The sequence below is a fragment of the Mesorhizobium sp. 2RAF21 genome, from assembly GCF_052115345.1.
In the GTDB taxonomy this organism is placed as follows: domain Bacteria; phylum Pseudomonadota; class Alphaproteobacteria; order Rhizobiales; family Rhizobiaceae; genus Mesorhizobium; species Mesorhizobium terrae.
Genome location: NZ_JBFRGM010000011.1, coordinates 40,866 through 63,993 on the forward strand (window position 1 = coordinate 40,866; position 23,128 = coordinate 63,993).

General features: G+C 64.2%; 24 protein-coding genes. 12 read left to right on the forward strand and 12 right to left on the reverse strand.

Annotated elements, in window-relative coordinates; all coding sequences use genetic code 11:
• Position 1: 1 nt before the first annotated feature.
• Positions 2–391: a cupin domain-containing protein gene (locus tag AB4136_RS18610; RefSeq protein ID WP_024923459.1), complete on the reverse strand. Its 390-nt coding sequence runs from the start codon at positions 389–391 to the stop codon at positions 2–4.
• 155 nt (positions 392–546) lie between these two features.
• Here AB4136_RS18610 and AB4136_RS18615 point away from each other — a divergent pair, with 155 nt between their 5' ends.
• Both AB4136_RS18615 and AB4136_RS18620 read left to right on the forward strand, forming a co-directional pair.
• Complete coding sequence (locus AB4136_RS18615; RefSeq protein ID WP_024923460.1) at positions 547–1,791, forward strand: DUF3419 family protein; 1,245 nt, start codon at positions 547–549, stop codon at positions 1,789–1,791.
• Positions 1,791–2,450, forward strand: coding sequence for a class I SAM-dependent methyltransferase (locus AB4136_RS18620; protein WP_137900825.1), 660 nt, complete (start codon positions 1,791–1,793; stop codon positions 2,448–2,450). The genes AB4136_RS18615 and AB4136_RS18620 overlap by 1 nt, the downstream gene beginning before the upstream one ends.
• 36 nt (positions 2,451–2,486) lie before the next feature.
• Here AB4136_RS18620 and AB4136_RS18625 read toward each other — a convergent pair whose 3' ends face one another.
• Positions 2,487–3,869, reverse strand: coding sequence for a serine hydrolase domain-containing protein (locus tag AB4136_RS18625; RefSeq protein WP_024923462.1), 1,383 nt, complete (start codon positions 3,867–3,869; stop codon positions 2,487–2,489).
• A gap of 293 nt (positions 3,870–4,162) precedes the next feature.
• Between AB4136_RS18625 and AB4136_RS18630 the strand changes: the two genes are divergently transcribed.
• Both AB4136_RS18630 and AB4136_RS18635 read left to right on the forward strand, forming a co-directional pair.
• Positions 4,163–4,972 (forward strand): glycoside hydrolase family 25 protein, encoded by an 810-nt coding sequence (locus AB4136_RS18630; protein WP_024923463.1) that lies wholly within the window; start codon positions 4,163–4,165, stop codon positions 4,970–4,972.
• 82 nt (positions 4,973–5,054) lie between these two features.
• Positions 5,055–6,329, forward strand: coding sequence for a lytic murein transglycosylase (locus AB4136_RS18635; protein ID WP_024923464.1), 1,275 nt, complete (start codon positions 5,055–5,057; stop codon positions 6,327–6,329).
• Here the strand turns inward: AB4136_RS18635 and AB4136_RS18640 are convergent, their stop codons facing one another.
• Positions 6,330–6,677 (reverse strand): MliC family protein, encoded by a 348-nt coding sequence (locus AB4136_RS18640; protein ID WP_036254254.1) that lies wholly within the window; start codon positions 6,675–6,677, stop codon positions 6,330–6,332.
• 32 nt (positions 6,678–6,709) lie between these two features.
• Positions 6,710–7,930 (reverse strand): alanine racemase, encoded by a 1,221-nt coding sequence (locus AB4136_RS18645; protein ID WP_024923466.1) that lies wholly within the window; start codon positions 7,928–7,930, stop codon positions 6,710–6,712.
• A gap of 204 nt (positions 7,931–8,134) precedes the next feature.
• Between AB4136_RS18645 and AB4136_RS18650 the strand changes: the two genes are divergently transcribed.
• Together AB4136_RS18650 and AB4136_RS18655 are read left to right on the forward strand one after the other, a co-directional pair.
• A complete protein-coding gene (locus AB4136_RS18650) occupies positions 8,135–9,055 on the forward strand; it encodes a DMT family transporter (protein WP_024923467.1) in 921 nt (306 codons plus the stop codon).
• A gap of 416 nt (positions 9,056–9,471) precedes the next feature.
• Complete coding sequence (locus AB4136_RS18655; protein ID WP_024923468.1) at positions 9,472–10,080, forward strand: YdeI/OmpD-associated family protein; 609 nt, start codon at positions 9,472–9,474, stop codon at positions 10,078–10,080.
• Positions 10,081–10,320: 240 nt separating this feature from the next.
• Here the strand turns inward: AB4136_RS18655 and metF are convergent, their stop codons facing one another.
• Positions 10,321–11,280 (reverse strand): methylenetetrahydrofolate reductase [NAD(P)H], encoded by a 960-nt coding sequence (gene metF / locus AB4136_RS18660; RefSeq protein ID WP_024923469.1) that lies wholly within the window; start codon positions 11,278–11,280, stop codon positions 10,321–10,323.
• The gene (locus tag AB4136_RS18665) at positions 11,280–12,287 is read right to left on the reverse strand and encodes an ArsR/SmtB family transcription factor (protein WP_024923470.1); all 1,008 of its coding nucleotides are present in this window, start codon (positions 12,285–12,287) and stop codon (positions 11,280–11,282) included. Before AB4136_RS18665 ends, metF begins: the two co-directional genes overlap by 1 nt.
• A 120-nt stretch (positions 12,288–12,407) precedes the next feature.
• Between AB4136_RS18665 and tsaA the strand changes: the two genes are divergently transcribed.
• Together tsaA and AB4136_RS18675 are read left to right on the forward strand one after the other, a co-directional pair.
• The gene (tsaA, locus tag AB4136_RS18670) at positions 12,408–12,914 is read left to right on the forward strand and encodes a tRNA (N6-threonylcarbamoyladenosine(37)-N6)-methyltransferase TrmO (protein ID WP_024923471.1); all 507 of its coding nucleotides are present in this window, start codon (positions 12,408–12,410) and stop codon (positions 12,912–12,914) included.
• Entirely contained in the window at positions 12,911–13,225 is a 315-nt protein-coding gene (locus AB4136_RS18675) for a DUF2293 domain-containing protein (protein ID WP_024923472.1), read from the forward strand. The genes tsaA and AB4136_RS18675 overlap by 4 nt, the downstream gene beginning before the upstream one ends.
• Positions 13,226–13,227: 2 nt before the next feature.
• Here AB4136_RS18675 and AB4136_RS18680 read toward each other — a convergent pair whose 3' ends face one another.
• Both AB4136_RS18680 and AB4136_RS18685 read right to left on the reverse strand, forming a co-directional pair.
• The gene (locus AB4136_RS18680) at positions 13,228–13,995 is read right to left on the reverse strand and encodes an SDR family NAD(P)-dependent oxidoreductase (protein ID WP_024923473.1); all 768 of its coding nucleotides are present in this window, start codon (positions 13,993–13,995) and stop codon (positions 13,228–13,230) included.
• A gap of 44 nt (positions 13,996–14,039) precedes the next feature.
• Entirely contained in the window at positions 14,040–15,545 is a 1,506-nt protein-coding gene (locus AB4136_RS18685; protein ID WP_024923474.1) for an amino acid permease, read from the reverse strand.
• A gap of 183 nt (positions 15,546–15,728) precedes the next feature.
• Here AB4136_RS18685 and AB4136_RS18690 point away from each other — a divergent pair, with 183 nt between their 5' ends.
• Both AB4136_RS18690 and AB4136_RS18695 read left to right on the forward strand, forming a co-directional pair.
• The gene (locus AB4136_RS18690; RefSeq protein ID WP_024923475.1) at positions 15,729–16,553 is read left to right on the forward strand and encodes a helix-turn-helix transcriptional regulator; all 825 of its coding nucleotides are present in this window, start codon (positions 15,729–15,731) and stop codon (positions 16,551–16,553) included.
• A gap of 240 nt (positions 16,554–16,793) precedes the next feature.
• Complete coding sequence (locus AB4136_RS18695; RefSeq protein ID WP_137900826.1) at positions 16,794–17,639, forward strand: aminotransferase class IV; 846 nt, start codon at positions 16,794–16,796, stop codon at positions 17,637–17,639.
• Between the two features lie 193 nt (positions 17,640–17,832).
• Here AB4136_RS18695 and AB4136_RS18700 read toward each other — a convergent pair whose 3' ends face one another.
• A complete protein-coding gene (locus AB4136_RS18700) occupies positions 17,833–18,435 on the reverse strand; it encodes a TetR/AcrR family transcriptional regulator (RefSeq protein WP_024923477.1) in 603 nt (200 codons plus the stop codon).
• Between the two features lie 94 nt (positions 18,436–18,529).
• On the opposite strand from AB4136_RS18700, the gene AB4136_RS18705 reads away from it, so the two are divergent.
• Positions 18,530–19,543: a hypothetical protein gene (locus AB4136_RS18705; RefSeq protein ID WP_024923478.1), complete on the forward strand. Its 1,014-nt coding sequence runs from the start codon at positions 18,530–18,532 to the stop codon at positions 19,541–19,543.
• A gap of 27 nt (positions 19,544–19,570) precedes the next feature.
• Here the strand turns inward: AB4136_RS18705 and AB4136_RS18710 are convergent, their stop codons facing one another.
• Positions 19,571–20,188: an MOSC domain-containing protein gene (locus AB4136_RS18710; protein ID WP_024923479.1), complete on the reverse strand. Its 618-nt coding sequence runs from the start codon at positions 20,186–20,188 to the stop codon at positions 19,571–19,573.
• A gap of 86 nt (positions 20,189–20,274) precedes the next feature.
• On the opposite strand from AB4136_RS18710, the gene AB4136_RS18715 reads away from it, so the two are divergent.
• Positions 20,275–20,982, forward strand: coding sequence for a methyltransferase family protein (locus tag AB4136_RS18715; RefSeq protein ID WP_441931547.1), 708 nt, complete (start codon positions 20,275–20,277; stop codon positions 20,980–20,982).
• Between the two features lies 1 nt (position 20,983).
• Here AB4136_RS18715 and AB4136_RS18720 read toward each other — a convergent pair whose 3' ends face one another.
• Positions 20,984–22,105: a beta-ketoacyl-ACP synthase III gene (locus tag AB4136_RS18720; protein ID WP_137900827.1), complete on the reverse strand. Its 1,122-nt coding sequence runs from the start codon at positions 22,103–22,105 to the stop codon at positions 20,984–20,986.
• Between the two features lie 225 nt (positions 22,106–22,330).
• Positions 22,331–23,101: a trans-aconitate 2-methyltransferase gene (gene tam, locus AB4136_RS18725; protein WP_137900828.1), complete on the reverse strand. Its 771-nt coding sequence runs from the start codon at positions 23,099–23,101 to the stop codon at positions 22,331–22,333.
• Positions 23,102–23,128: the final 27 nt, after the last annotated feature.

A 23,128-nucleotide genomic window follows, 5' to 3' on the forward strand; every position in this document is an offset into this window, starting at 1 on the left:
CCTAGTCCAGGTTGGTCTGGATCCACTTCGGCGACAGGTGGATGTCGAGCGTCTGCAGCCGCCCCGGCCCCAGATTGATGAAGCGGTGCGGCAGGGCGGCCGGTCCGAGCACGACGTCGCCGGCCTCCGCGTCGATCACCTCGTCGCCGACGAAAAAGCGCGCGCGGCCCTGCTGGACCACGAAGATTTCGTCATAGGGGTGGATGTGCAGCACCGGCCCCGTGCCGGGCTCATCGTTGCCATAGGTCAATATTGTGACCTCGGTCGGCAAGGTCTCGCCATTGACAGACCCGCGATAAGGACCCGGCAGCGCGGCGTCGAAAAGCCGGGCCTTCGCCGGTGAACGACCGTCCGGAACGACGGTCGTGGGGTCGAAATCGCGTCGAGTCATAAAAGTCTCCGATCTATGCCCCCGAAAAATGGACAAGCCGGCCGCCGAGCGCAAGCCGACTCCGCCGCGTCATGTGCCCGTCACCCCCGCGTCACCGCACTGTCATGCCGCTGCGCTACGCGCTTCGCCCAATGTAAACGGGGAATCGCCTTGCCATGTCGGACGTTTCTGCGGAACTGGTTTTCAGGCGCGGCAAGGAAGTGGGAAAGGCGGTCTACCAGAACCGCGCCCTCTCCAAGGCGGGCATTTCCGAGCGCCTGTTCGCGCTGCTGTTTTCCGGTCTCGTCTACCCGCAGATCTGGGAAGACCCCGATATCGACATCGAGGCGATGCAGCTCGGCGAAGGCCACCGCGTCGTCACCATCGCCTCGGGCGGCTGCAACATCCTGGCCTATCTCACGCGCTCGCCGGCGAAAATCGACGCCGTCGACCTCAACGCGGCCCATATCGCGCTGAACCGCATGAAGCTCACCGCCGTGCGTGATCTGCCGACGCAGGCCGATTTGTTCCGCTTCTTCGGCGCGGCCGGCGCCGAGCACAATTCCGCCGCCTATGACCGTTTCATCGCGCCCAATCTCGATCCGGTCAGCCGCCACTATTGGGAAAAGCGCAATTGGCGCGGTCGCCGCCGCATCGAGGTGTTCAATCGCAATTTCTACCGCACCGGCCTGCTCGGCCTGTTCATCGCCACCGGCCATCGCGCCGGCCGCCTGTTCGGCGTCGATCCGTCCGGCATCATGGCTGCCACCGATCTCGCCGAGCAGCGCCGCTTCTTCGACGAGAAGCTGGCGCCGGTCTTCGACAACAAGCTTTTGCGCTGGGCAACCTCGCGCAAGGCCTCGCTGTTCGGCCTGGGCATCCCGCCGGCGCAATACGATTCCCTCATCACCTCCGGCGATGGCTCGATGGCCTCGGTGCTGAAGGCGCGCCTCGAAAAGCTCGCTTGCGATTTCCCGCTGAAGGACAATTATTTCGCCTGGCAGGCTTTCGCGCGCCGCTATCCCAATCCGGGCGAGGCAGCCCTGCCAGCCTATCTGGAAAAGGAAAACCACGCGACGCTGAAGGCCAATGTCGACCGCGTCGGCATCCACCATGCCAACATGATCGAATTCCTGGCCGGCAAGGACGCCGGCACGGTCGACCGCTTCATCCTGCTCGACGCGCAGGACTGGATGACCGACGAGCAGCTCAACGCGCTGTGGACCGAGATCACCCGCGCCGCCTCGCCCGGCGCGCGCGTCATCTTCCGCACCGCCGCCGAGCCCAGCCTGCTGCCGGGCCGTGTCTCCGCCTCCCTGCTCGACCAGTGGCACTACGAGGACGAAGCCTCGCGCGACTATTCCGCCCGCGACCGCTCGGCGATCTATGGCGGCTTCCACCTCTACGTGAAGCGCGGCTGATGAGCACGCAGGAGCTTCCCGCCAATCATGCCGAACTGATGGACGGCGTCTATCGCTGGCAGCGCCACATCTATGACCTGACCCGCAAATATTATCTGCTCGGCCGCGACCGGCTGATCGCCGGTCTCGACGTGCCGGCCGGCGGCAGTGTGCTGGAACTCGGTTGCGGCACCGGCCGCAACCTTGTGCTGACCGCCCGACACTATCCTGACGCCCGTCTCTATGGCCTCGACATCTCAGCCGAGATGCTGGACAGCGCGCAGGCCGCGATCGTTCGCGACGGTATCGCCGGCCGCGCTGTTTTGGCCCGCGCGGATGCCACCGACTTCGATCCCCAGGCGCTGTTCGGCGTCGCGCATTTCGACCGCGTCTTCGTGTCCTATTCGCTGTCGATGATCCCCAGTTGGGAAAAGACCGTGGCCGCCGGGCTTGCCGCGCTGGCACCCGGCGGATCGCTGCATGTCGTCGATTTCGGCCAGCAGGAAAAGCTGCCCGGCTGGTTCCACTCGCTGCTTCAGGCGTGGCTGCGGAAATTCCACGTCAGTCCGCGTGAATCGCTGCACGAAGTGCTTGAATCGGAATCCGCCAAAGCCGGCGCAAGCCTTTCATTCGAAAGACTTTATCGCGGCTACGCATGGCTGGCGATAGCCCGACGCTGACCCCTTTTTCCCTCGCGGGAGAAGGAAACAGCGCCCTTACTTCAGCACCTTTGCCAGCGCCGCCGTCAGGTTCTGCGGCCGGTAGCCGAGCTTGAACGGCGTCAGCCCCAGCCGCACGACGACCAGCTTCTGCGACGGCACGACCGCGACGGTCTGTCCGTCATGCCCTTCGAGCCAATAGGTGTCCGCCGGCACGCCGGCCCGGGCGGTAGCGCCGGGGTCGTTCTCGTTGCCGGGCGCCTCGATCCACAATTGGCCTCGCGTATAGACATTCTTGGAGGCTGGCGCCGGCTCGCGCATCCACGATACGAAGCCGTCGGGGAGGATCTGCTGGCCGTTCCAGGCGCCGTCCTGCAACAGGAACTGGCCGAAGCGTGCCCAGTCACGCGCCGTGGCGTAAAGATAGGACGAGCCGACGAAGGTTCCGTGCTGGTCTGTCTCCAGCACCGCGCTGTTCATGCCGATCGGCTGGAACAGCTTCTGGCGCGGCCATGCCAGCGCCTGCTTCGGGTCGGCGAAGGTGTTTTGCCAGATGCGCGACAGCATCACCGCCGTGCCGCTCGAATAGGAATAGACCTTGCCGGGCTCTCCCGTCAGCGGCTTGTTGGAGGCGAAATCGGCCATGTTGCCTTGCTGGTAGAGCATGCGTGTCACGTCGGTGACCGCGCCATAGTCTTCGTTGAACTCCAGCCCGCTCGACATTGCCATCATGTCGGCCAGCGTGACCGCGGCACGCTTGTCGGCCTTCCAGTCGGCGAACAGGCCCTGGTCGGTGATGGCAAGCTTGCCTTCCTTGACCAGCGTGCCGACGATCGCGGCGTTGACCGATTTGGTCATCGACCAGCCGAGCAGCGGCGTGTTTTCGGAGAAACCGGCACCGTAGCGCTCGCCGAGGATGCGGCCGTTCTGGGCCACCACGACGGCGCGCATGCCCGGACCGGTCAGACCCGCATCGTCAAGGATTTTCGCAATCTCCGGGTTTTGCGAGGGCTCGACACGGCCGCCTTCCGGCCACAGCGCGTCGGCCACCGTCGGCGGCGTGACGATATCGGTGCTGATTGCCTTGGCTGCAGCCACATTGCCGTCGGGCACGTCGGTGCAGCCGAGCCCCGGACGCAGCACCGCCGTCCCCTTGCCGAAGATACCAAGCAGGCCGGCGCTGACCGTGCCGCCGCTCTTGTCGACATTCAGCATCATCAGCTTGAGGATCGGATGACCCGGCGCCTGCACGTCCACCGCCAGAACCTGCCCGGCATCGCGCCCGGCCAGGAAGACGTTCGAGCAGACGATCTTGGCCGTGTAGTTGGCGGCGACCCGGATCAAGACCGGCGGCGCGATCCACAGCCAGACCGCCCCGCCGATAACGGCGACGACGATCAGCCAGAGCAGCCATTTGAAAATCTTGCCGATGACACGCATGCCCTGCCTCCCAACAGTCGGTGCCGCAATCTGCCGCGATTGGCACCAAGATCGCAACAGCGGATGTCGCCGCGCTAATTTCCCTTAGGGAAAGCAGGCTTGTCAGGCTTAACTCCCTCCCCTGCGATGGGACCGCGACCCATTGCACTTCGCCTGGCATCAACCGATTATCAACCATGTTGGGCGATGACAGAGGGATGTGTTGCGGCCAGGTGGGCACGCCGCAACCGGCTAAGGACCGGCAGAACGACCCATCCGCAACCGGCGGCCTCCGGTCTGGACCTGAATATCGGATGCGCCGTCTCGCGATCGCCTTTTCCCTGCTGGCGCTTTCCGCCTGTTCTACGGTCGACACGCTTAGCCCGGTGGCGTCCGGCTCGGGCTCCAGTTCCGGCGCCGGCTCCGTGGTCGTGCGGGCACCCCGCTTCGCCGATTCCAACCCGCATGAATGGGACAGTGGCGCGCCCTGGAACTATGCCGTCCACGGCACCGACGTGTCCAAATACCAGACATCCGTCGACTGGCCGAAGGCGAGAGCCAACGGCGTTTCCTTCGCCTTTATCAAGGCGACGGAGGGCGGCGACCGCGTCGACGACATGTTCGCAGAGCATTGGCGCAGCACGAAAGCAGCGGGTGTTCCCCGCGCGGCCTACCATTTCTACTATTTCTGCCGCCCGGCGGCCGAACAAGCGCGCTGGTTCATCGAGAACGTGCCGAACGAGCGCTCCTCGATGCCGCCCGTGCTCGACATGGAATGGAACCCGCAATCGCCGACCTGCAAGCTGCGTCCGCCTGCCGAGACGGTGCGTTCGGAGATGACCATCTTCCTGCAGATGGTCGAGAAGCACTACGGCAAGAAGCCGATCATCTACACCTCCGTCGACTTCTTCGACGACAACAACCTGTCGACCTTCCGCGGCTATCCCTACTGGCTGCGCTCGGTCGCCGGCCATCCCACCAAGAAATACGGAAGCCACCCCTTCACCTTCTGGCAATACACCGGAACCGGGGTCATTCCAGGCATGAAGGGCGATGCCGACATCAACGTTTTCAACGGTACCGAGGCCGCCTGGAACAAGTGGCTGCGTCAGAACACCCGTTGACAGGGCGGCCCTCGCCTGCTTTTCGACACTGACCGCGCAGGCCATTTGCGCCGCGCCACGTAATCAGTCCGAAAGGAAGACCATGCGACTGCGCTCCCAGCTCATTGCTGCGCTGCTGCCGGTATTGGTGGCAGCTCCCGCCATGGCGCAGGAATCCGCGCCCACGCAACAGCAGGTTACCCCCGCTGCCGGCGTCCAGCCCGATGCCGGCGCCGGCGCGCAGTTTGACCCGACTGCAGCACCTTGCGGCGGCGACTTCGATGCCTGGAAGCAGGGCATCACCGAGGAGGCCAAGGCCGCCGGCGTCGGCGCCGCCGGCCTCGAGGCGCTCGAGGATTCGCGCATCGACACCCGCGTCCTGGCGCGCGACCGCTCGCAAGGCGTGTTCTCGCAGACCTTCACCCAGTTCTCCGGCCGCATGATCTCGGCCTACCGGCTGAAGCAAGGCGCCGCGATGATGCAGAAATACGGCTCGGTCTTCGCCCGCGCCCAGCAGGAATTCGGCGTGCAGCCGGCCATCGTCACCGCATTCTGGGCGCTGGAGACCGATTTCGGCGCCGTCCAGGGCGATTTCGGCACGCTGAACGCGCTGGTCACGCTGTCGCATGACTGCCGCCGCCCGGCCACCTTCCGTCGCCAGATCGTGCCGCTGCTCAAGCTGATCGACCGCGGCGACCTGCCCGCCGACGTCAAGGGCGCCTGGGCCGGTGAGATCGGCCAGACCCAGATGCTGCCGATCGACTATCTGGAAGACAGCGTCGATGGCGACGGCGACGGCAAGGTCGACCTGCGCAACAGCGCGCCCGACGTCATCATGACCACCGCCAAGAAGCTCGAGATCAAGGGCTGGAAGCGCGATCAACCCTGGGTGCAGGAAGTGCGCGTGCCCGACACCTTGCCCTGGGAACAGACGGCGCGCACCAACAAGATGCTGATCAGCCAGTGGAACGCATGGGGCCTCACCAATCCCGACGGCTCGCCGCTCAAGGACAACGGACTGAAGGCCGGCCTGGCGTTACCGATGGGCCGCAAGGGCCCCGCCTTCCTGACCTACGAGAACTTCGACGTTTATATCGAGTGGAACCAGTCCTTCACCTATGCGCTGACCGCCGCCGTTCTGGCGACCCGCTTTGCCGGCGCCCCGGCCTATGACCCGCGCGATCCCGAGCCCGGCCTCAGCATGGACCAGATGAAGGAGCTGCAGAACAAACTGGAAGCCAAGGGCTACGACGTCGGCAAGGTCGACGGCATCCTCGGCACCAACACGCGCGATGCCGTGCGCAAGGAGCAGATCAGGCTCGGCATTCCAGCCGACGGCTGGCCGACGCCGGACCTGCTCGCGAAGCTCTCGTCGTAGCTATTTGGCTTCGGTGCAGGTCACCGGTTTCTGCGGGTTCTGCATCAGGTCGGTGAAGGTCGCTTCCTTGCCCTTGGTCCACCACTCGTATTGCTGCCCGACATAGCGCGCGCCGGAACCGCTGATCACCGAAACGGTGACGACGGTGGTCTTGCCGAGATCCAGCACGGCGAACTGGTTGGCGCTGGTGTTGATGTAGGTGACCGTCATTTTGCGCCCGGGGCAGGTGTAGGTCGCTTTTGTGGTCTGAGGTTTTTCCTTCCCCGGCAGCTTGATCGCCACGGTCGTCGCCGATGCGACGACAGTCATCGCCAGCAGCGAGCCTGCGAGAAATGCAATGCCTTTCACGGTCGATCTCCCAATAGGTTGAACCCTCGAACTCAATCCGCCATCGTCTCCAGACTGGCGAAGCCCTGCGGCGCCTCGCCCTCGTCGAAGGGCGTCGTCACTTCCACGAAGGTGTCTGGATAAAAGCCGTTGAAGCGGGTGCGCAGCGACAGCGAATAGGCGCCGATATGGCCGATCTCGATCCAGTCGCCGGTATCCACCGTTTCCGGCAGCCAGAACGGCCGCGACAGGATGTCGACGGAATCGCAGGTCGCCCCGCACACCTTGAACGGCACGATGTTCTTTTCCGAGCCGTTGCGCGAGCGGATCGCGGGATCGGGGATGAAACGCGCCGGCAGCGTGATCTTGCCGGTCCACGAATCCGACAGTGACGCCCAGATGCCGTCATTGATGTAGAGCCGCCTGCCCTTGCGCAGCAACACACGCACGATCAGCGACAGGCAGCGCGCCACGATCACCCGGCCGGGTTCGGCCACCAGCGGCATCTGGTCAAAACCGTATTCCTTGAGATCGCCGGACAGCCTGGACATGATCTGGCCGAGCGACGGCATTTCGACATGCTTGCGGTTCGGGTCGTGGCCATATTCGGCCGGGAAGCCGCCGCCGACATCGAGCCCGGCGAGATCGAAGGAGAGCCGGTTGCGCACCCAGTCGGCCGAGGCGAGTGCCCGCTCATAGGTGTCGGGGTCCTCGATCTGGCTGCCGACATGGAAGCACAGCCCGACCTTGTAGCCGGTGCGCGCCAGCCGCTCCGCCAGTTCCACCGCGTTGGCCGGCCCGGCGCCGAACTTCTTCGACAGCTCATAGGCGGCGTGGCCCTTGGTCTGGACACGGACAAAGACGGTGATCGCACCGGGGTCGATGTCGAGCGCGCGCACCACCCGCGTCAGCTTGGTGATCTCGTCCTCATGGTCGACGGCGATGACGCGGATGCCGTATTTCTCCAGCGCCAGCTTGATGTCCGACTGCGCCTTGATCGGGTGCATGTAGAGCATTTCCGCATCCGGCGAGATGGCGCGCACGGCGGCGAATTCACCTGGAGACGCCACGTCGAAGGCGGTAACGCCTGCCTCGGCCAGCGCTTTCAGCACGATCTGCTCGCCATTGGTCTTGACCGCATAGGCGGTCTTGCCCGGAAACATCTGCATGAATTGCCGGGCATCGTCCTTCAGCACCTGAGGGCGGAAGCAATAGATCGGATCGTCGGGGCGGAGCGCGAGGGCTGCCTCGCGGGCGTTTTCGAATCGCTGCATGGGGCGAATCCCTGTTCTCGGTGCGTAATTATTTCACGCTAGCCGGGAAAGAAAACACTTCCATGTCTGTTCGCTTCATTACTGATCCAGCAAAAGGAATTGGCAGGAATAAAGCCGCCGACGGCAGGATTCGGGTGGCCGCGAGCCTAAGAGCGGCTAATCTTGCCCGACAGCAACGCGCTGCACGGGAGGGAACCGCCAGCCATGAGCACCGCAACGACACAGACCGTTTCCACCGGGCCGATGAGCGCGAGGGACTGGGGCCAGCTTCTGCTGCTCGGCGCCATCTGGGGCGGCTCGTTCTTTTTCGCCCGCATCGCGGTAGCGGAAATGCACCCGCTGGTGCTGGTGTTGTTTCGCGTGGCGATCGCGGCGGCCGCACTGCATGTCTTCCTCCTCCTGCGCGGCCCCTCCTTCCAGCTGGCGCTGCCCCATGCCGGCCTGTTCTTCCTGCTGGCGCTCACCAACAACGTCATCCCCTTCGCGCTGATCTTCGCCGGCCAGACCCAGCTCGGCGCAGGTATAGCCTCGGTGCTCAACGCGACGACGCCGTTCTGGACGTTGATCGTCGCCAATGCGATGACCACCGACGAGAAACTGTCCGTGAACAAGCTCGCCGGCATCGGCCTCGGCATCGCCGGCACCGCCGTCATGGTCGGCCCGGGCGTACTGGCGGGCCTTGGCGGACCGGTCTGGCCGAAATTCGCGCTGATCGGTGCCTCGCTCTCCTATGCCTTCGCACTGATGGTGGCGCGGCGGCTGAAGAGCGTACCGCCGCCGGTGTTGGCGACTGGCCAGTTGACCGCCTCCACCATCATCATGATCCCGGTTGCGCTGCTTGCCGTCGGACCGGGCGGCTTGTTCGTGGCGAGCACGCCGGTGTGGACTGCTGTGTTCGGCCTGGCATTGTTGTCCACCGCCTTCGCCTACATCCTTTATTTCAACCTGGTCGCCTCCGCCGGAGCTACCAACGCGTCGCTGGTGACGCTGATCGTGCCGGTCAGCGCCATCCTGCTTGGCATCGCTTTCCTGGGCGAGCGCATCGAGCTGCTCGAGCTTATCGGGATGGTGCTGATCGGGCTTGGCCTGGTCACCATAGACGGGCGTCTTTTCGCCCGTCGCTGACACCTTTCAGACACAATTTATGCACAGCCGGCTCACCGCTGTTTCGCCAAGGAATTCAAGGCATAGGGGCAAGAGACAGGTCGAATTTTCTAAAGGCTTGTCGCATTGCAGCACATTTTCTTCTTGTGTGTTGCCTGATTGCCTCTAGACTCTGGCCATAGTTTTCCAAGAGGAGGCTATGTCATGGGACTAACGAGGCCACTCAACGCATTGATGATTTGTGCTGCGTTTGCATTCATTGGCGCCCTCATTGTGGGCGTTCTTCCATAAAGCCGCGAAAGCGGGGGAAAGCAGCACCTGATAGTTCAAATCATTGAAAAGGCCGGGGAAACCCGGCCTTTTTCCATTCTGGGACTTTGTAGGAACTCCTGCCCCGCTTATAGTACCGGCGACCCCGGGGGGTAGGAAGACGAGCGATGCGGATCGACGAACCCAGCACCCGCGACGATTTCCCGATGCTTGCCGTCGCCTCCAGCGCGGAGTGGCGCGCTTGGCTGGAAACCAATGGGCGCACCGCCCGAGGCGTGAGCCTCCTCATCCGTCACAAGACCAGCGAGGCGCCGGGCATCCACTTCCATCAGGCGATCGAGGATGCGCTCTGCTACGGCTGGGCCGACGGCCGGGCTTCGCGGCGCGACACCGACAGTTTCCACCTCACCTTTTCGCCGCGTCCGGTCGACGGCGTCTGGGACAGGATCAGCCGCGAACGCGCCGAAAGCCTGATCGACAGGGGCCTGATGCGGGAGCCCGGCCTTGCCGCCATACGCCTGGCCAGAAGCGCCGGCAACTGGGAGACAGCGGCCGGCGCCTTCCCGGCCAGCCTGCCGGTCGATCTGCGGCAGGAGTTCGACAAGAACCGCGCCGCCTACCGCAATTTCGAACGGCTGCCGACACCGTCCAGGCGGCTAATCCTCGACTGGATCAGCCGGGCCGGGCAGCAGCAGACGCGACAGCGCCGCATCGAGCAGGCAGTCGCGATGGCGGAGGGTGTGGCTGGAAACACTGGCACATCCGCCTCCTCCTGAACGACCACGCCGACACCGTCGTCATCCCGGAAGCCGAAGCGCAGCGAAGGCTATCCGGGACCCATTGGCCGCATCGTCGTCGAGAGCGGCCCGGTCCTCGCTTAGTCTGCCCGCACTTCCGCACTGGTGCCGTGCACTCCGCCGATGTCACGGCGAAATTTGAACCCGGCCGCGCTGCTCAATAGGTTCTCGGTCGGCGCTCGGCTCCGCCTCGCTTGCCCGGAATGACGCGCGTGTAACTCAGGCGGCGGCCGGTCCCGCCTTGGCAACCGTTGCCGTGTGGCTTGCCGGCACCGCAGCTTCCGCAGCCGGCTGGTGCGCGCGGATGCCGATCATGTGGCAGATGGCGAAGACGAGGTCGGCGCGGTTCATCGTGTAGAAATGGAAGTCGCCGACGCCACGCTCGACAAGATCGAGCACCTGCTCGGCCGCTACGGCGGAAGCGACCAGCGCATGGGTCTGCGGGTCGTTGTCCAGCCCTTCGAAACGCTCGGCCAGCCAGGCTGGCACATGGGCGCCGGCGCGCGTGGCGAAGTTCGCCACCTGCCGGAAACTGTGCACCGGCTGAATGCCCGGCACGATCGGGATGTAGATACCGGCGCGGCGCACACGCTCGACGTAACGTTCGTAGAGATCGTTGTCGAAGAAGAACTGGGTGATCGCCCGCTTGGCGCCATTGTCCACCTTGCGCTTCAGCATTTCGATGTCGGTGGCGAAGTCTGGGCTCTCCGGATGCTTTTCCGGATAAGCGGCGACCGAAATGTCGAAATCGGCGATCCCCTTCAGGCCCGCCACCAGTTCGGCGCCGTTCTGATAGCCGCCGGGATGCGGCGTATAGGCCTGGCCAACGCCGGAGGCCGGATCGCCGCGCAGCGCGACGAAACGCTTGATGCCGGTGGCGGAAAAATCGCGGATCACCGCGTCCACCTCCTCGCGCGTCGCACCGACGCAGGTGAGATGCGCCGCCGCCGGAACGCCGGTTTCGGTGAGGATACGACGCACCGTGCGTGCCGTGCGTTCGCGTGTCGAGCCGCCGGCGCCATAGGTGACGGAGACGAAGTTCGGCCTCAGCGGTTCCAGCCGCTTGACCGTCTCCCACAGCCTGGCTTCCATCTCGTCGGTCTTCGGCGGGAAGAACTCGAACGAAACCCGGATCTTGTCGCCGATGTCGGGGCGGCGGGAAAGGCGGAACTGGTTCATCAGGCGATTTCCCGCACGGATTGGGTTTCGGGGATGGGATCGGCGATCAGCAGGCGCCGGTCGCGACCGAGCCACAATTTGACGGTGAGCTTGGCGTCGGAGCCGCCGCGCGGTTCGAAATCCTGGCTCTCCTCAAGATCGAGACCGGCTTCGGTGAACCATTCGGCGATCTGCCGGTCTGAGAAGCCGAGGCGCTGATGCGCATGCTCGTCGCGCAGGAACTCCAGCGCGTGCGCGGCGAAATCGACGATGATCAACCGCCCGGACGGGCGCAGCAGCCGCGCCGCGGCGCGAATGGCGGCCGCCGGATCGTCAAGATAATGCAGCACCTGATGGATGGTGATCAGGTCGAAAGAATCGCGTTCCACCGGTGGCGAAAGGATATCGCCTTGGCGCACCTGCGCATGCGCCACGCCGGCCTTGTCGAGATTGGCGCGGGCCACCGCCAGCATCTCACGCGACATATCGATGCCGACGCCACGCCGGTAGAGCGGCGCGAAAATTTCGAGCAGGCGGCCGGTGCCGGTGCCGAGATCGAGCATCGACTGGAACGGCCGCTTGCCGACCAGTTTGAGCAAAGCCGCCTCGACCGCGCGCTCCGGCACGTGCAGCGAACGGATTTCGTCCCAGCTCGCGGCGTTGGTGGAGAAATATTCGGCAGCGCGGTCCTGGCGCTTGCGTTTGACCGTCGCCAGCCGCTCAAGATCGCGCTCGCCTTGCGGATCGTCGGCGCGGATGCCGCCAATCAGCCTGAGCACGAAGTCGCGTGCATTGTCGAGGTCGGAGAGGCGGAAGAAGGCCCAGGACCCTTCCTGGTAACGACCGATCAACCCGGCATCGAGCAGCAATTTGAGATGGCGCGAGACACGCGGTTGCGACTGACCAAGGATTTCGGTGAGGTCGGAAACCGTGAGGTCGCCGCGCGCCAAAAGCGCCAGAATGCGCAACCGGCTGGATTCGGCCGCCGCCTTCAATGTATCTACCATCGTGTCGAGTGCGACATGCATGATCGAAGTCTCGCGCAAAAGATATAAACATATGTTTATGTCAATTTCGCAAGCCTTGCAATTGGCAATGTCGCGTCACGACCAGAAAATGGCGCAGCCCTTTTGCGCGGGGGACGATCGATGTTTGAGATGCGCGACGGAGAGGTACGACTAGCCGACGATCCGGCCATGCTGGACCCGGACGGTCATCTCGTCTTCATCGGCCGCGTTCTGTCGCCCTGGATGGCGCGGGAGGACTGTCCGAAGAACATGCGCGCCGCGAGAGAGACCAGCCAGCCGGCGGCATTGCTGATCGACGAGCCTTATCGCCCCGGCCTGACCGGATTGGAGCGCGCCAACCATATCCATGTGCTGACCTGGATGCACCACGCGCCGCGGAATCTGATTGTGCAGAAACCACGCCATGCTACGGAAGCCAAAGGCGTTTTCGCGCTGCGGTCGCCGGCCCGGCCGAACCCCGTCGGCCTGCATTCGGTGCGGCTTGTCTCGCTCGATATCGCGGCGGGCAGACTGGAGATCGAGACCATCGACGCGCTAGACGGCACGCCGATCATCGACATCAAGCCTTATTTTCCCTCGGTCGATGTTTTGGCCGACGCACTGATGCCGGACCGGGGTGAGCGATGACCGCGCCGACCGGCCGCCGCCGCGCCATCGCCAAGGCGCTCACCGCACTTTTGCCGCTGGCGCCTTATGCCGACATGGAGCGCATCCGCACCGACGCCGGCGCCGTGCATATGAAGACCTTGCCGCCAGGCATCGCGGTGTGGCTGGCGACGATTGCCCATGTCCGCCACCAGCACACCGATTACGAGAAGCTGCTGGCGGAAGGCTATGACCGCGACTCGGCGCGTTTCTTTGTCGTCGGCCAGACCAACGAGGTGCTGACACGCTGGCGCGCCACCCGCCTGCTCGACCCGGATGACGACGAAGACTAGGCTCAGATCGCCGTAAAGGCGTTGTCGACGAACAGGTGCGCGCCGTTGACGAAGCTCGATTCGTCGCTGGCCAGGAACAGCGCCGCCTTCGCCACCTCCTCCGGTTCGCCGATGCGGCCCTGCTGGGCGGCAATCGCCGCCTCGGAGACATCGACGCCGAGCCGCTGCAATTCCGCAACTTCACGCAAGCCGTGCGGCGTGCGGATGAAGCCGGGGCAGACAGCGTTGCAGCGGATGTTCCTGTCGCGGAACTCGACGGCGATTGCGCGCGCGAACATGTGGCAGGCGCCCTTGGTGGTGTCGTAGAGCACCTCCATCGGCGTCGCCGCCACCGCCGAAATGGACGAGGTGCAGACGATGGAGCCGCCGCCGGCCGCGATCATGCCCGGCAGCACCGCGCGCGTCATCAGGAACATCGAGCGCACGTTGACGGCATGCAGCCAATCCCATTCCGTCACCGTGGTGTCCAGGAACGGCTTGATGACGATGGTGCCGGCATGGTTGAACAGCACGGTCGCCGCCCCAAGAGTTTCCGCCGCCGCCTTCACCGCCGCTTCGACCTGGGCCTCGTCCGAGACATCGGCGGTGAAATAGGCGGCCTCGCCGCCGGCCGCCTCGATCTCGGCAACGGCGGCCGCCGAGGCTTCCGCGTTGCGGTCGACGATCGCCACCTTCGCGCCTTCTGCCGCGAAGAGGCGCGAGGCAGCGCCGCCCATGCCCGTCGCACCGCCCGAGACGATCGCCACCTTACCTTGCAGTCTTCCAGTCATGTTCTTGTCCCTGCTGTTATTTTTCTTGCCGGCCTGACTGCTTCTCATTCAGCCGGCTGACCGCGCATGCCGCCCGACACGGCGAATTCCTCCTCCGGCGACAGCACCAGGCGGTGCCGGCGATAGAAGCCGAAATAGGCAAGCCCGACGGCGTACCAGACGGCAGCCGCGATCGCCGCCCAGCGATAGAGCGGATCGAAGAACTGATAGGCCAGCGTGACCACGCAGATGAAGATCGTGGCATAGGCGCCGAAGCGGCCGAACGGGCTGATGAAGGGCCGCTCGATCGCGGCGTAGGTTGTGCGCAGCCGCAGGAAAGCAATGCTCTGCATCACATAGGAGACCATGCCGGCAAAGACGATCATCGAGACCAGGAACCCGCCCATGAAGGCGACATTGTGCCGGCCGCCCAGGAACCAGACGAGCAGCAGCATGAACAAGGCAAGGCCCGAACCCGCGGCCAACGCGATGTTGGGCGTCTTGGTGCGGGGATTGGTCACCGACAGGGCGGTCGGCAGATAACCGGCACGCGACAGCGAATAGATGTTGCGACCGGAAGCGAATGAACCGGCGAAGAAGGAAGCGGCCAGCCCCAGCACCGCCACCGAGGCCAGAAGCTTTGCCCAACCGTCGCCGAAGATGGTGCGGAAACCATCGAGCAGCGGTTCGCCCGAAGTGCCCATGGCATGCGCGCCATGCGGAATGGACGCGCTGAAGAACAAAACGCCGAGCGCCAGCGCGGCCAGCGTGAGGATCGACAGGATCAGCGCGCGCGGCATGTCGCGCTTCGGGTTCTTCGCCTCCTCGGCGGTGAGCGGCAGTTGCTCGACCGCCAGGAACATATAGACCGCGAACGGCAGCGACAGCATCACGCCGGTGAAGCCAAACGGTAACCACGGCCCATTGCCTTCCGGCAACAGCGCCGAGCCCTGCGGACCCGCGGCTATGTTCAGGGCGTAGCGGGCGAAGTCGAGATGCGGGATGGCCACGACGAAGAAGAACAGCAGGACGGCGATCGCGGCGACAGTGATGTAGATGACGACCCGCATCGACAGCTCCAGCCCGCGCAGCGACAGCCCCAGCATCACCGCATAGCCACCCGCCCACCACAGCGGCAGCGCGCTGTCGGGCGTGCCGAAGATGGCAGCGAGATAGGAGCTCATGAAAAACATGTTGGCGGCGGGCGCCAGCACGAATTCGATGTTTTCGGCAAGGCCGGTGGTGAAGCCGCCCCAGGGGCCCAGGGCCGTACGCGAGAAGGAATAGGCGCCGCCGGTATGCGGCAGTGCCGCGCTCATCTCGCCGATCGAACAGCACAGGCACACATACATGAAGCCGATGATCAGCGCCGCCAATAGAAGGCCGCCGAAGCCGCCCTGCGAGAAGCCGATGTTCCAGCCCGAATATTCGCCGGCGATGACGGCGCCCACGCCCATCATCCAGAGCGAAAACAGCCCGGCATGCCGTTGCAACTGGCGTTGCTCGAAATAACTCTGATCGACCGCCTGGTATGTGACGCCGGCTGTCCGCCCGTCGGTGCGTTTGCTCATCCCTATCCCCTCCTTCACGGAGGATCGGCGCCAATCGGTGTCGATTGGTCCTAGCCCTCCCATGCTTATCCGGCATAGTTTCAGCGCCGCGCGCGGGACGAAATATCCCCAAAGGGGTATGGCTTGAGGGATAGGCTGGGTTATGCAGGCTGACGATCCGTCGGACAGGGAGGTTCGATGGGAATGAACGGTCAAACCGCGCTGGCGGCCTGGCACACGGCCACGCCCGACCTGGTGGCGCTTATCGGCAAGCAAGGCTTTGCCGAACGTCTGGACGCGGCGCTGCGCGCCGTCGCGCCCTTCGATCTGTCCTGCATCTTCGCCTATCCGGGCCGCGACCGCCCTCGCCTCCTGCATGACGGGCTGGGCGACATCTCCTCCTCGCAGATCATGCGCAACTATCTCGACGGCACCTATCTCCTCGATGCCGTCTATTCCGCCTGCCTGCGTCGGGCACCACCGGGCCTGCACCGCCTGGTCGATCTCGCGCCCGATGCCTTCTTCGAAGCCGAATATTACAACTCGCCGGACGTCCACCCCTGCATCTCGATGGAATCGGGTTCGCTGAGCGAGGAGATCGTCTTCCTGACGCCGTTGCAGCCGGGCTTTTATCTCGCCTATTCGCTGCTGCGGGCGAATTCGAGCGCCACATTCTCCGGCGCCGACTTCGAGCGCCTCCGGCAGACTGCCCCATTGGTGGCAATGCTGATCAATCGCCATTGGGAACAGCTGGCGCCGGCCGCCGCGACCGAAGCAGACCAGCCGCACGACACCGACGATGTCGAGCGTGCCTTCGCGACCTTTGTCCCGTCGCGGCTGACACGCCGCGAGCAGACCATCGTCAGCCTGGTGCTGCGCGGCCATTCCTCGATGTCGATCGGCCGCATTCTCGGCATCGCCGAAGGCACGGTGAAGATCCATCGCAAGAACATCTACGCCAAGCTGGACATTTCCAGCCAGACCGAGCTTTTCAACCTGTTCATCAAACATCTTTTGAGCGAACGCTGAACGCTGGTCGGCGCTCAAGGAAATGCAATGACCAAGGACACACCCGCTGCCCGCGGACGTGGCCCGTCATTTTGACGGAAATGGCGCATCGTTCGCGGGCATTCTCCGTCCGAATATGCCGACAGCCGGAGGAAAGATCATGGACAAGACCGCAGCCCCCTGCCCGCCATCGAGAGCCGGCATGTCGACCCGCACGCCTATCCAGCCGGCGTCGCCTTCCTCGACGGGCAATACCTGCCGATGTCGCAGGCCAAGATTTCAGTGCTGGACTGGGGTTTCCTGCATTCCGACGCCACCTACGACACCGTTCATGTCTGGAATGGCCGTTTCTTCCGCTTGGATCTGCATATCGAACGTTTCTTCGGCGGGCTGGAGCGGCTGCGTATGTCGATCCCGTTCAGCCGCGAGCAGGTATCGGAAATCCTGCAAAATTGCGTGGCACTGTCCGGCCACCGGGCAGCTTACGTCGAGATGCTTTGCACGCGCGGCGCTTCGCCTACCTTCAGCCGCGACCCGCGCGACGCCATCAACCGCTTCATGGCCTTCGCCGTGCCCTTCGGCTCGGTCGCCAATGCCGAGCAGCGTCAGCGCGGCCTCCACGTGGCGATCAGCGACCGCATCCGCATCCCGCCGGCCTCGGTCGACCCGGCGATCAAGAACTATCATTGGCTGGATCTCGTGCGCGGCCTCTATGACGCCTATGACCGCAACGCCGAGACCGCGCTGCTGCTCGATTTCAACGGCAATGTCGCCGAAGGTCCCGGCTTCAACGTCTTCGCGGTCAAGAACGGCAGGTTGACCACTCCCGCCATCGGCGTGCTGGCTGGCATCACCCGGCGTACCGTGTTCGACCTTTGCGCCGAACTCGGGCTGGACTGCACGGCGGCCGATGTCTCCGTGCCCGCTTTGAAGGAGGCCGACGAAGTCTTCATCACCTCGACCGCCGGCGGAATCATGCCGGTGACGATAATCGACGGCGCGGCTGTCGCCGACGGCAAGATAGGGCCGGTCACGAAGCGGCTCGAAAAGCTTTATTGGGACAAACATGAGGACCCGGCCTGGTCGAGCCCGGTGCATTACGGCTAGGCCGCGCCTTGCCGGCCACAGCCGTTTCTGCTGCCCTCACGCGTCTTCAGTTGGGAGTGGTTCCGCAAGGACGGCACGAAGCTGCGTTCCGGCCATTTCAGCAGCGGCACGCAGGTTGGCGAATGGACCAACTATGACAAGGCGGGCAGGTCTAAAAGGTCACCACGATAAAGGCCAAGCCGCAGGGATAAAGCTAGGTGCTTCTGCGCCCTCCTCCGACCAGCCAGCCGATCAAGGCACGCAGTTCCACCGTTTGTTCGGCGGCATCGAAGCCGGTATTGCCGGAAGCGAGGAAGGAAGCATCGAAAAGATGCTGCACCCAGGCGGCGGCACGCTCCGGCGCGAAAGCGAGCCTGGTGCCGCGTTCGGCCATGCGCCGCAGAAGGACGGTCACTGTCCGCCTCGCCCGCTCCTCGTCTTCCACCACCATCCTGGCGAATTCCTCGTCACGGCCGACCTGCAGAAGCGCCACCGCCATCAATCCGGGGGTCAGCGGATTGGCGAGATCGTCGAACAGGCATTGCAGGACGCGGTCGAAGCCGGCCTCCGGGTCTTTCTCGGCCTCGGCCTCCTCGTAGATCGCCACCATGCGCTCGAATGCATCGCCGAACAGGCCGTGCACGATATCGCGCTTGGTCGGGAAATAGTGGAACAGCGTGCCGGAGCCGATGCCGGCGCGGCGGCAGATCGAGGCGGTCGAGGTGCCGTCGACGCCGTTGGCCGCAAACTCCTCGGCTGCCGCGACAAGGATACCGGCGCGCTTTTGCGCATGTTTTTCAGGATCGACGGTTCGCATCGGCCAGTCTCGGCTGCTTGACAGGTTTCGGCATCTCGATCATTAATAGAGCATACACTCCATTAATATCCAAGGGCCGTTCGTGATGTCCCCCATGCCGGACGCATTGTCAAAGCCGCCATTCGCCGGACGGCTCGGCGCGATGGTCTTCCTGTTCTTCCTGTCGCCGGTCTGCGCCGAATATCTGATCGGCTATGCCGAAAGCACGAACCACCCGCTTGAGATGCTGGGCGGCCTTCTCATTCTTGGACCGCTCTATGGTTCGGTTGCGCTGCTCATCCGCGAAATCACCCGCCGCACCGGGCGCGGCTGGCCGACGATCCTGCTTTTGGCAACGGCGTTCGGACTGATACAGGCCGGACTGATCGACCAGAGCCTCTTCAATCCGCATTACGGCGTCGATCTCAACATCCCCTATTGGGATGAGGAACGATTGCCGACCGCGCTCGATCATCTTGGTATCAGTGCCAATCTGGCGCTTAATTTTATCGGCGGTCACGTCATCTGGAGCTTCGCGGTTCCCATCGCCGTGGTGGAATCCTGTGTGCCGCGCATCGCCGACAGGCCCTGGCTGGGGCGCGTCGGCGTCCTGCTGATGGTTTCGCTCTATCTGGTGGGCGCTGCCTTCATCTTCGACGATAATTTCAGGATCACGGGTTTCGTCGTCACCAAGGCGCAGTTCGTTGCGACGGCCGCCTGCGCGCTGCTTCTGTGCATGGCCGCATTCCTGGTTCCTGTCAGAACCCTGAAGCAGGCCGGTCCGGTTCCGGCGCCGTGGCTAGTCGCCACCCTGATGTTTGCCGTGTTCGGCTTCCAGGCGCTGTCCGCGTCGGACTGGGCCAGTGTGTCCTTCTCGGTGTTGGTGGGTATCGGCAGCGGCGCGTTGCTGGTGATGTGGTCGCGCCGCACCGGCTGGAAGAAACCGCATGTCCTGGCGGTGGCCGCAGCGGCCTTGATCGCCAATGCGATGATTTCCTTTGTCGTCCAGCCGCTCGGTGACCCTTCGCCGACGGTGAAATACGCCGTCAACGCCACCATGCTGCTCGGTGTTCTGACCCTTATCGCCTGGGCTTTTCACCGGCTGCATAAGGCCAGGGCCGATATTTGAAGCCGTGCTAGGCGTGCTTGGTGACGATCAGGCCTTGTAAATCCATTGCTCCGGCACGCGCACCGAAATTTCTTCCCCCGCGCTGACGACGCCCGGCTTTTCAACCCAGGCCACCAGCCCCCGCAACCGCTTGGCCACTCTCGGAAACAGCAGCGAACCGGCATCCTGGTCCGCCATTCCGGCGTTCTCCGCGATCGAACGGCCGGAAAGACGACAGGGTCCGTTCTGCGCGTCGATCTTCAGCGTCACCCCGCCGGCAAAGAACAACAGCGTCGCCGACGGCAGCATCGACAGGTTCGGCAAACCGTCGATGACCAGATTGGCGCCGATCCATTCCGGCTTGATCTCGGCAAGCCCCATCAGCCCGGCAATCGTCGCCAGTTCGTCGAAGGCGACGATCGACACCTGCCGCTCGTTGCGGATTTCGGTGCCGCGTGGATACCACGGCTCGCGGCCGCCCGAGCGGCGGGTCGAACCGCCATGAAAATCGCCCGGTATGCCGTTGAAACCGAGCTCAAGGCGATCGACAGGTCGCGTTTGGAAATCGTCGGACGGCGCCGCATAAAGCCCGGCAACCTTGGCCCCTAGCTTTTTCGCCGGCACGATTTCGGCCGGCGGCTGTATCTGTGTCGGGGCATCGAGCATGGCTCACCTCGTCGGCGCGATGGAATCTCGGTCGCGAAAATGCCCAAACGGGCACGGCGGGTCCAGTCGAAAGCGCTGATGATCCGATGAACGCAGCGAATGGCTCGTCACATCACGCGTTTCTTACCGGTTTTGACCGGCGTCTGGCCGGCGGCTATATTGCCACCGCGCCTCGGGCATTTGATGATCCAGGCTACAACCGGGTGGCGGCCGTGCCGTCTCATGCCATGCACCCTTACAAAATGGTCGCGACGCTCTGGCTGGCCTGGCTGATATCCTGGGTAATCGCCGCTCTATGGGCCGATCCGGTGAAACGACGCGCCGGTCTCGACGCCGAATACCAATATCGCATCGTCCTTCTGGTCGGCACGTTGCTGTTCTTCGTGCCCGCGCATGGCTTCATCGGCCGCGTGCGGCTGTGGCCGCCGAGCCCGACGCTGGCCTGGCTCTGCGTCGCGCTGATCGCCATAGGCCTTCTCTTCACCTGGTGGGCGCGGATCCATCTCGGCCGCCTCTGGTCCGGCACCGTCACCGCCAAGATCGATCACCATGTCGTCGACACCGGCCCCTACGCGCTGGTGCGACACCCGATCTACACCGGCCTGTTGCTTGCCATCCTCGCCACGATGGTGGCGCGCGGCACGCTGTGGGCGGTTGCGGGCGCGGTATTGCTGACCATCGGCATCGTCATGAAGGCGCGCCTGGAGGAACGTTTCCTGCACAGCGAGCTCGGCAAGGCCTATGACGACTATGCCGGCCGCGTGCCGATGCTGGTGCCCTTCACGCAGGTCTAACTCAGCTCATGCGCAACAGCGCGCCGCCGATCGAATAGCCGGCACCGAAGGCGCAGAGCAGGCCGAAATCGCCGGGTTTCATGTCGGCATGGTTTTCGCTGAGCGCGATGATGGCGCCGGCGCCGGCCGTGTTGCCAAGCCGCTCCAGCACCATCGGCGCACGGTCGTGGCCGACCTCATGGCCGAAAGCGAGCTTCAGGATCATGGCGTTCATGCGCGCATTGGCCTGATGCAGCCAGAAGCGCCGGATGCCGTTGGGCGTCAGCCCATGCTCGGCCAGGAACTCGACGATGAACTTGTGGCCGGCGACGGTGACTTCCTTGAACACCTTGTTGCCGACCTGCTTGATCATGTTGCCTTCGAGGTCGATCATATAGGGATCGTCCTGCGCGGTGCGGGTCAGGTAGCCGAGATTGGTGCGGATGTTGGACGACAGCTGCGTCCACAGGCGCGTATCCAGCACCTCGAAACGGCCCGGGCGAACGTCGTCGCCTTCCACGGCTTCGACCACCATCGAAACGGCGGCGTCGCCGAAGATGAAATGCGTCTGGCGGTCGCGGAAATTGAGATGGCCGGTGGTGATTTCCGGCGTGACCACCAGAACTCTTTTCTGCCCACCTGAACGCACCAGATTGACCGCCATATGCAGGGCCGCGGCCGCCGAGGAGCAGCCAAGGCCCATATCGAAGGCCGCGCCCCTGGTGCCCAGCGCCTGCTGCATCTCGATGGCGATCGCCGGATAGGGGCGCTGCAGATGCGAGCACGAGCAGATCACCAGATCGATATCGCCGGGCTCGATGCCGGCATGCGCCATCGCCTTGCGGGCGGCGGCGATGCCGAATTCGGCCTGCACCGACAGCGCATCGTCTGGCCTTGCCGGCAGACGCGGCGCCATGCGCTTCGGATCGAGGATGCCCGCGCGCTCGATGACGTGGCGTTTCCTGATGCCGGAAGCATGCACGATGAAGTCGGAATCGGATTTCTGCAGCAGCTCCGCGCCGGTGCCGGCTAGCCTGGCATTTTCCGCGTCAACCCAGGCGTTGAAGCTTTCGACCAGTTCGTCATTGGTGATCGACGCTTCGGGGATTTCAACGCCGATGCCGCTGATGATGACACGATGCATGTCCAACTCGTTTGCTGGCGGCGGGGGTGCCGCGCTGATCCTTACGCCGTGGGGAGGATACGGCGTGACCGGCTTTTCCCTTGCGGTTTACGCTACCTTCCGCCGCGATGCGAGCCCTTCCTGTCCGGCATCCGTGGCGGATTGTTGACGCAACGTTCGCATCGGACTGGCCTCGGCTTTGCCACGGAATGGCGTGGAAACCGCGTCATCGCGGGCAAAAACCACCTAGTCGCCACGCGTCGCCACGATGAACAGCCGAGGGAAATGCAGCAGCACCTTGCCGTCGGAAGCCGGTGGATAAGCCTCGGCGATCCGCGCCGTATAGTGGTCCAGGAAGCGGCGCTGTTCGCTCTCGTCGAGCGGATCGAGGAACGGCTTCAGCCCGGTCGATTTCACCCATTCGACGATCGCCGCCGCGTCGGCGAGCGGGTGGTTGTAGATGGTGTGCCAGATATCCAGCCTCGCCGCATACGGCTTCAGCCTGTCATAATAGAAAGACACCGGCGGCAGCGGAGCGCGCGCCGCCTTGGCGAGTTTGTCCGCGAAAGGCATCGCCGCCGCAGTCTCGCGCATCAGCCGGTGCGACGGCTCGGCCATGTTGTCGGGCATCTGCACCGCCAGCGCGCCGCCGGGCGCAAGCAACCCGGTCAGCCGTTGCAGAACGGCCGGATGTTCCGGCAGCCACTGAAACACCGCATTGGCGAAGATGACGTCGACCGGCTCGGCCGGCATCCAGCTTGCCGCGTCGGCGAGCTCGAAGGAAAGCCCGGGCAGGCGCGCCCTCGCCTTCTCGATCATGTCGGGCGATGTATCGAAGCCGCTGACCTCGGCATCCGGCCAGCGTTCGGCCAGCAGCTCGGTGGAATTGCCCGGCCCACAGCCAATGTCGACCACGCGGCGCGGATCGGCGACGGGCACCTGCGCGAGCAGATCCCGCGCCGGCCGCGTCCGCTCGTCCTCGAACTTCAGATATTGCGCGGCGGACCAGTCTTTCATTTTGCAAACTCCGAACGGGAGGTGGAA

What these genes read in the sequence shown, in the direction of transcription:
- AB4136_RS18610 (WP_024923459.1), bottom strand. Translation starts at nt 391, where the DNA reads ATGACTCGACGCGATTTCGACCCCACGACCGTCGTTCCGGACGGTCGT.
- AB4136_RS18615 (WP_024923460.1), top strand. Translation starts at nt 547, where the DNA reads ATGTCGGACGTTTCTGCGGAACTGGTTTTCAGGCGCGGCAAGGAAGTG.
- AB4136_RS18620 (WP_137900825.1), top strand. Translation starts at nt 1,791, where the DNA reads ATGAGCACGCAGGAGCTTCCCGCCAATCATGCCGAACTGATGGACGGC.
- AB4136_RS18625 (WP_024923462.1), bottom strand. Translation starts at nt 3,869, where the DNA reads ATGCGTGTCATCGGCAAGATTTTCAAATGGCTGCTCTGGCTGATCGTC.
- AB4136_RS18630 (WP_024923463.1), top strand. Translation starts at nt 4,163, where the DNA reads ATGCGCCGTCTCGCGATCGCCTTTTCCCTGCTGGCGCTTTCCGCCTGT.
- AB4136_RS18635 (WP_024923464.1), top strand. Translation starts at nt 5,055, where the DNA reads ATGCGACTGCGCTCCCAGCTCATTGCTGCGCTGCTGCCGGTATTGGTG.
- AB4136_RS18645 (WP_024923466.1), bottom strand. Translation starts at nt 7,930, where the DNA reads ATGCAGCGATTCGAAAACGCCCGCGAGGCAGCCCTCGCGCTCCGCCCC.
- AB4136_RS18650 (WP_024923467.1), top strand. Translation starts at nt 8,135, where the DNA reads ATGAGCACCGCAACGACACAGACCGTTTCCACCGGGCCGATGAGCGCG.
- AB4136_RS18655 (WP_024923468.1), top strand. Translation starts at nt 9,472, where the DNA reads ATGCGGATCGACGAACCCAGCACCCGCGACGATTTCCCGATGCTTGCC.
- metF (WP_024923469.1), bottom strand. Translation starts at nt 11,280, where the DNA reads ATGAACCAGTTCCGCCTTTCCCGCCGCCCCGACATCGGCGACAAGATC.
- AB4136_RS18665 (WP_024923470.1), bottom strand. Translation starts at nt 12,287, where the DNA reads ATGCATGTCGCACTCGACACGATGGTAGATACATTGAAGGCGGCGGCC.
- tsaA (WP_024923471.1), top strand. Translation starts at nt 12,408, where the DNA reads ATGTTTGAGATGCGCGACGGAGAGGTACGACTAGCCGACGATCCGGCC.
- AB4136_RS18675 (WP_024923472.1), top strand. Translation starts at nt 12,911, where the DNA reads ATGACCGCGCCGACCGGCCGCCGCCGCGCCATCGCCAAGGCGCTCACC.
- AB4136_RS18680 (WP_024923473.1), bottom strand. Translation starts at nt 13,995, where the DNA reads ATGACTGGAAGACTGCAAGGTAAGGTGGCGATCGTCTCGGGCGGTGCG.
- AB4136_RS18685 (WP_024923474.1), bottom strand. Translation starts at nt 15,545, where the DNA reads ATGAGCAAACGCACCGACGGGCGGACAGCCGGCGTCACATACCAGGCG.
- AB4136_RS18690 (WP_024923475.1), top strand. Translation starts at nt 15,729, where the DNA reads ATGAACGGTCAAACCGCGCTGGCGGCCTGGCACACGGCCACGCCCGAC.
- AB4136_RS18695 (WP_137900826.1), top strand. Translation starts at nt 16,794, where the DNA reads ATGTCGCAGGCCAAGATTTCAGTGCTGGACTGGGGTTTCCTGCATTCC.
- AB4136_RS18700 (WP_024923477.1), bottom strand. Translation starts at nt 18,435, where the DNA reads ATGCGAACCGTCGATCCTGAAAAACATGCGCAAAAGCGCGCCGGTATC.
- AB4136_RS18705 (WP_024923478.1), top strand. Translation starts at nt 18,530, where the DNA reads ATGCCGGACGCATTGTCAAAGCCGCCATTCGCCGGACGGCTCGGCGCG.
- AB4136_RS18710 (WP_024923479.1), bottom strand. Translation starts at nt 20,188, where the DNA reads ATGCTCGATGCCCCGACACAGATACAGCCGCCGGCCGAAATCGTGCCG.
- AB4136_RS18715 (WP_441931547.1), top strand. Translation starts at nt 20,275, where the DNA reads ATGAACGCAGCGAATGGCTCGTCACATCACGCGTTTCTTACCGGTTTT.
- AB4136_RS18720 (WP_137900827.1), bottom strand. Translation starts at nt 22,105, where the DNA reads ATGCATCGTGTCATCATCAGCGGCATCGGCGTTGAAATCCCCGAAGCG.
- tam (WP_137900828.1), bottom strand. Translation starts at nt 23,101, where the DNA reads ATGAAAGACTGGTCCGCCGCGCAATATCTGAAGTTCGAGGACGAGCGG.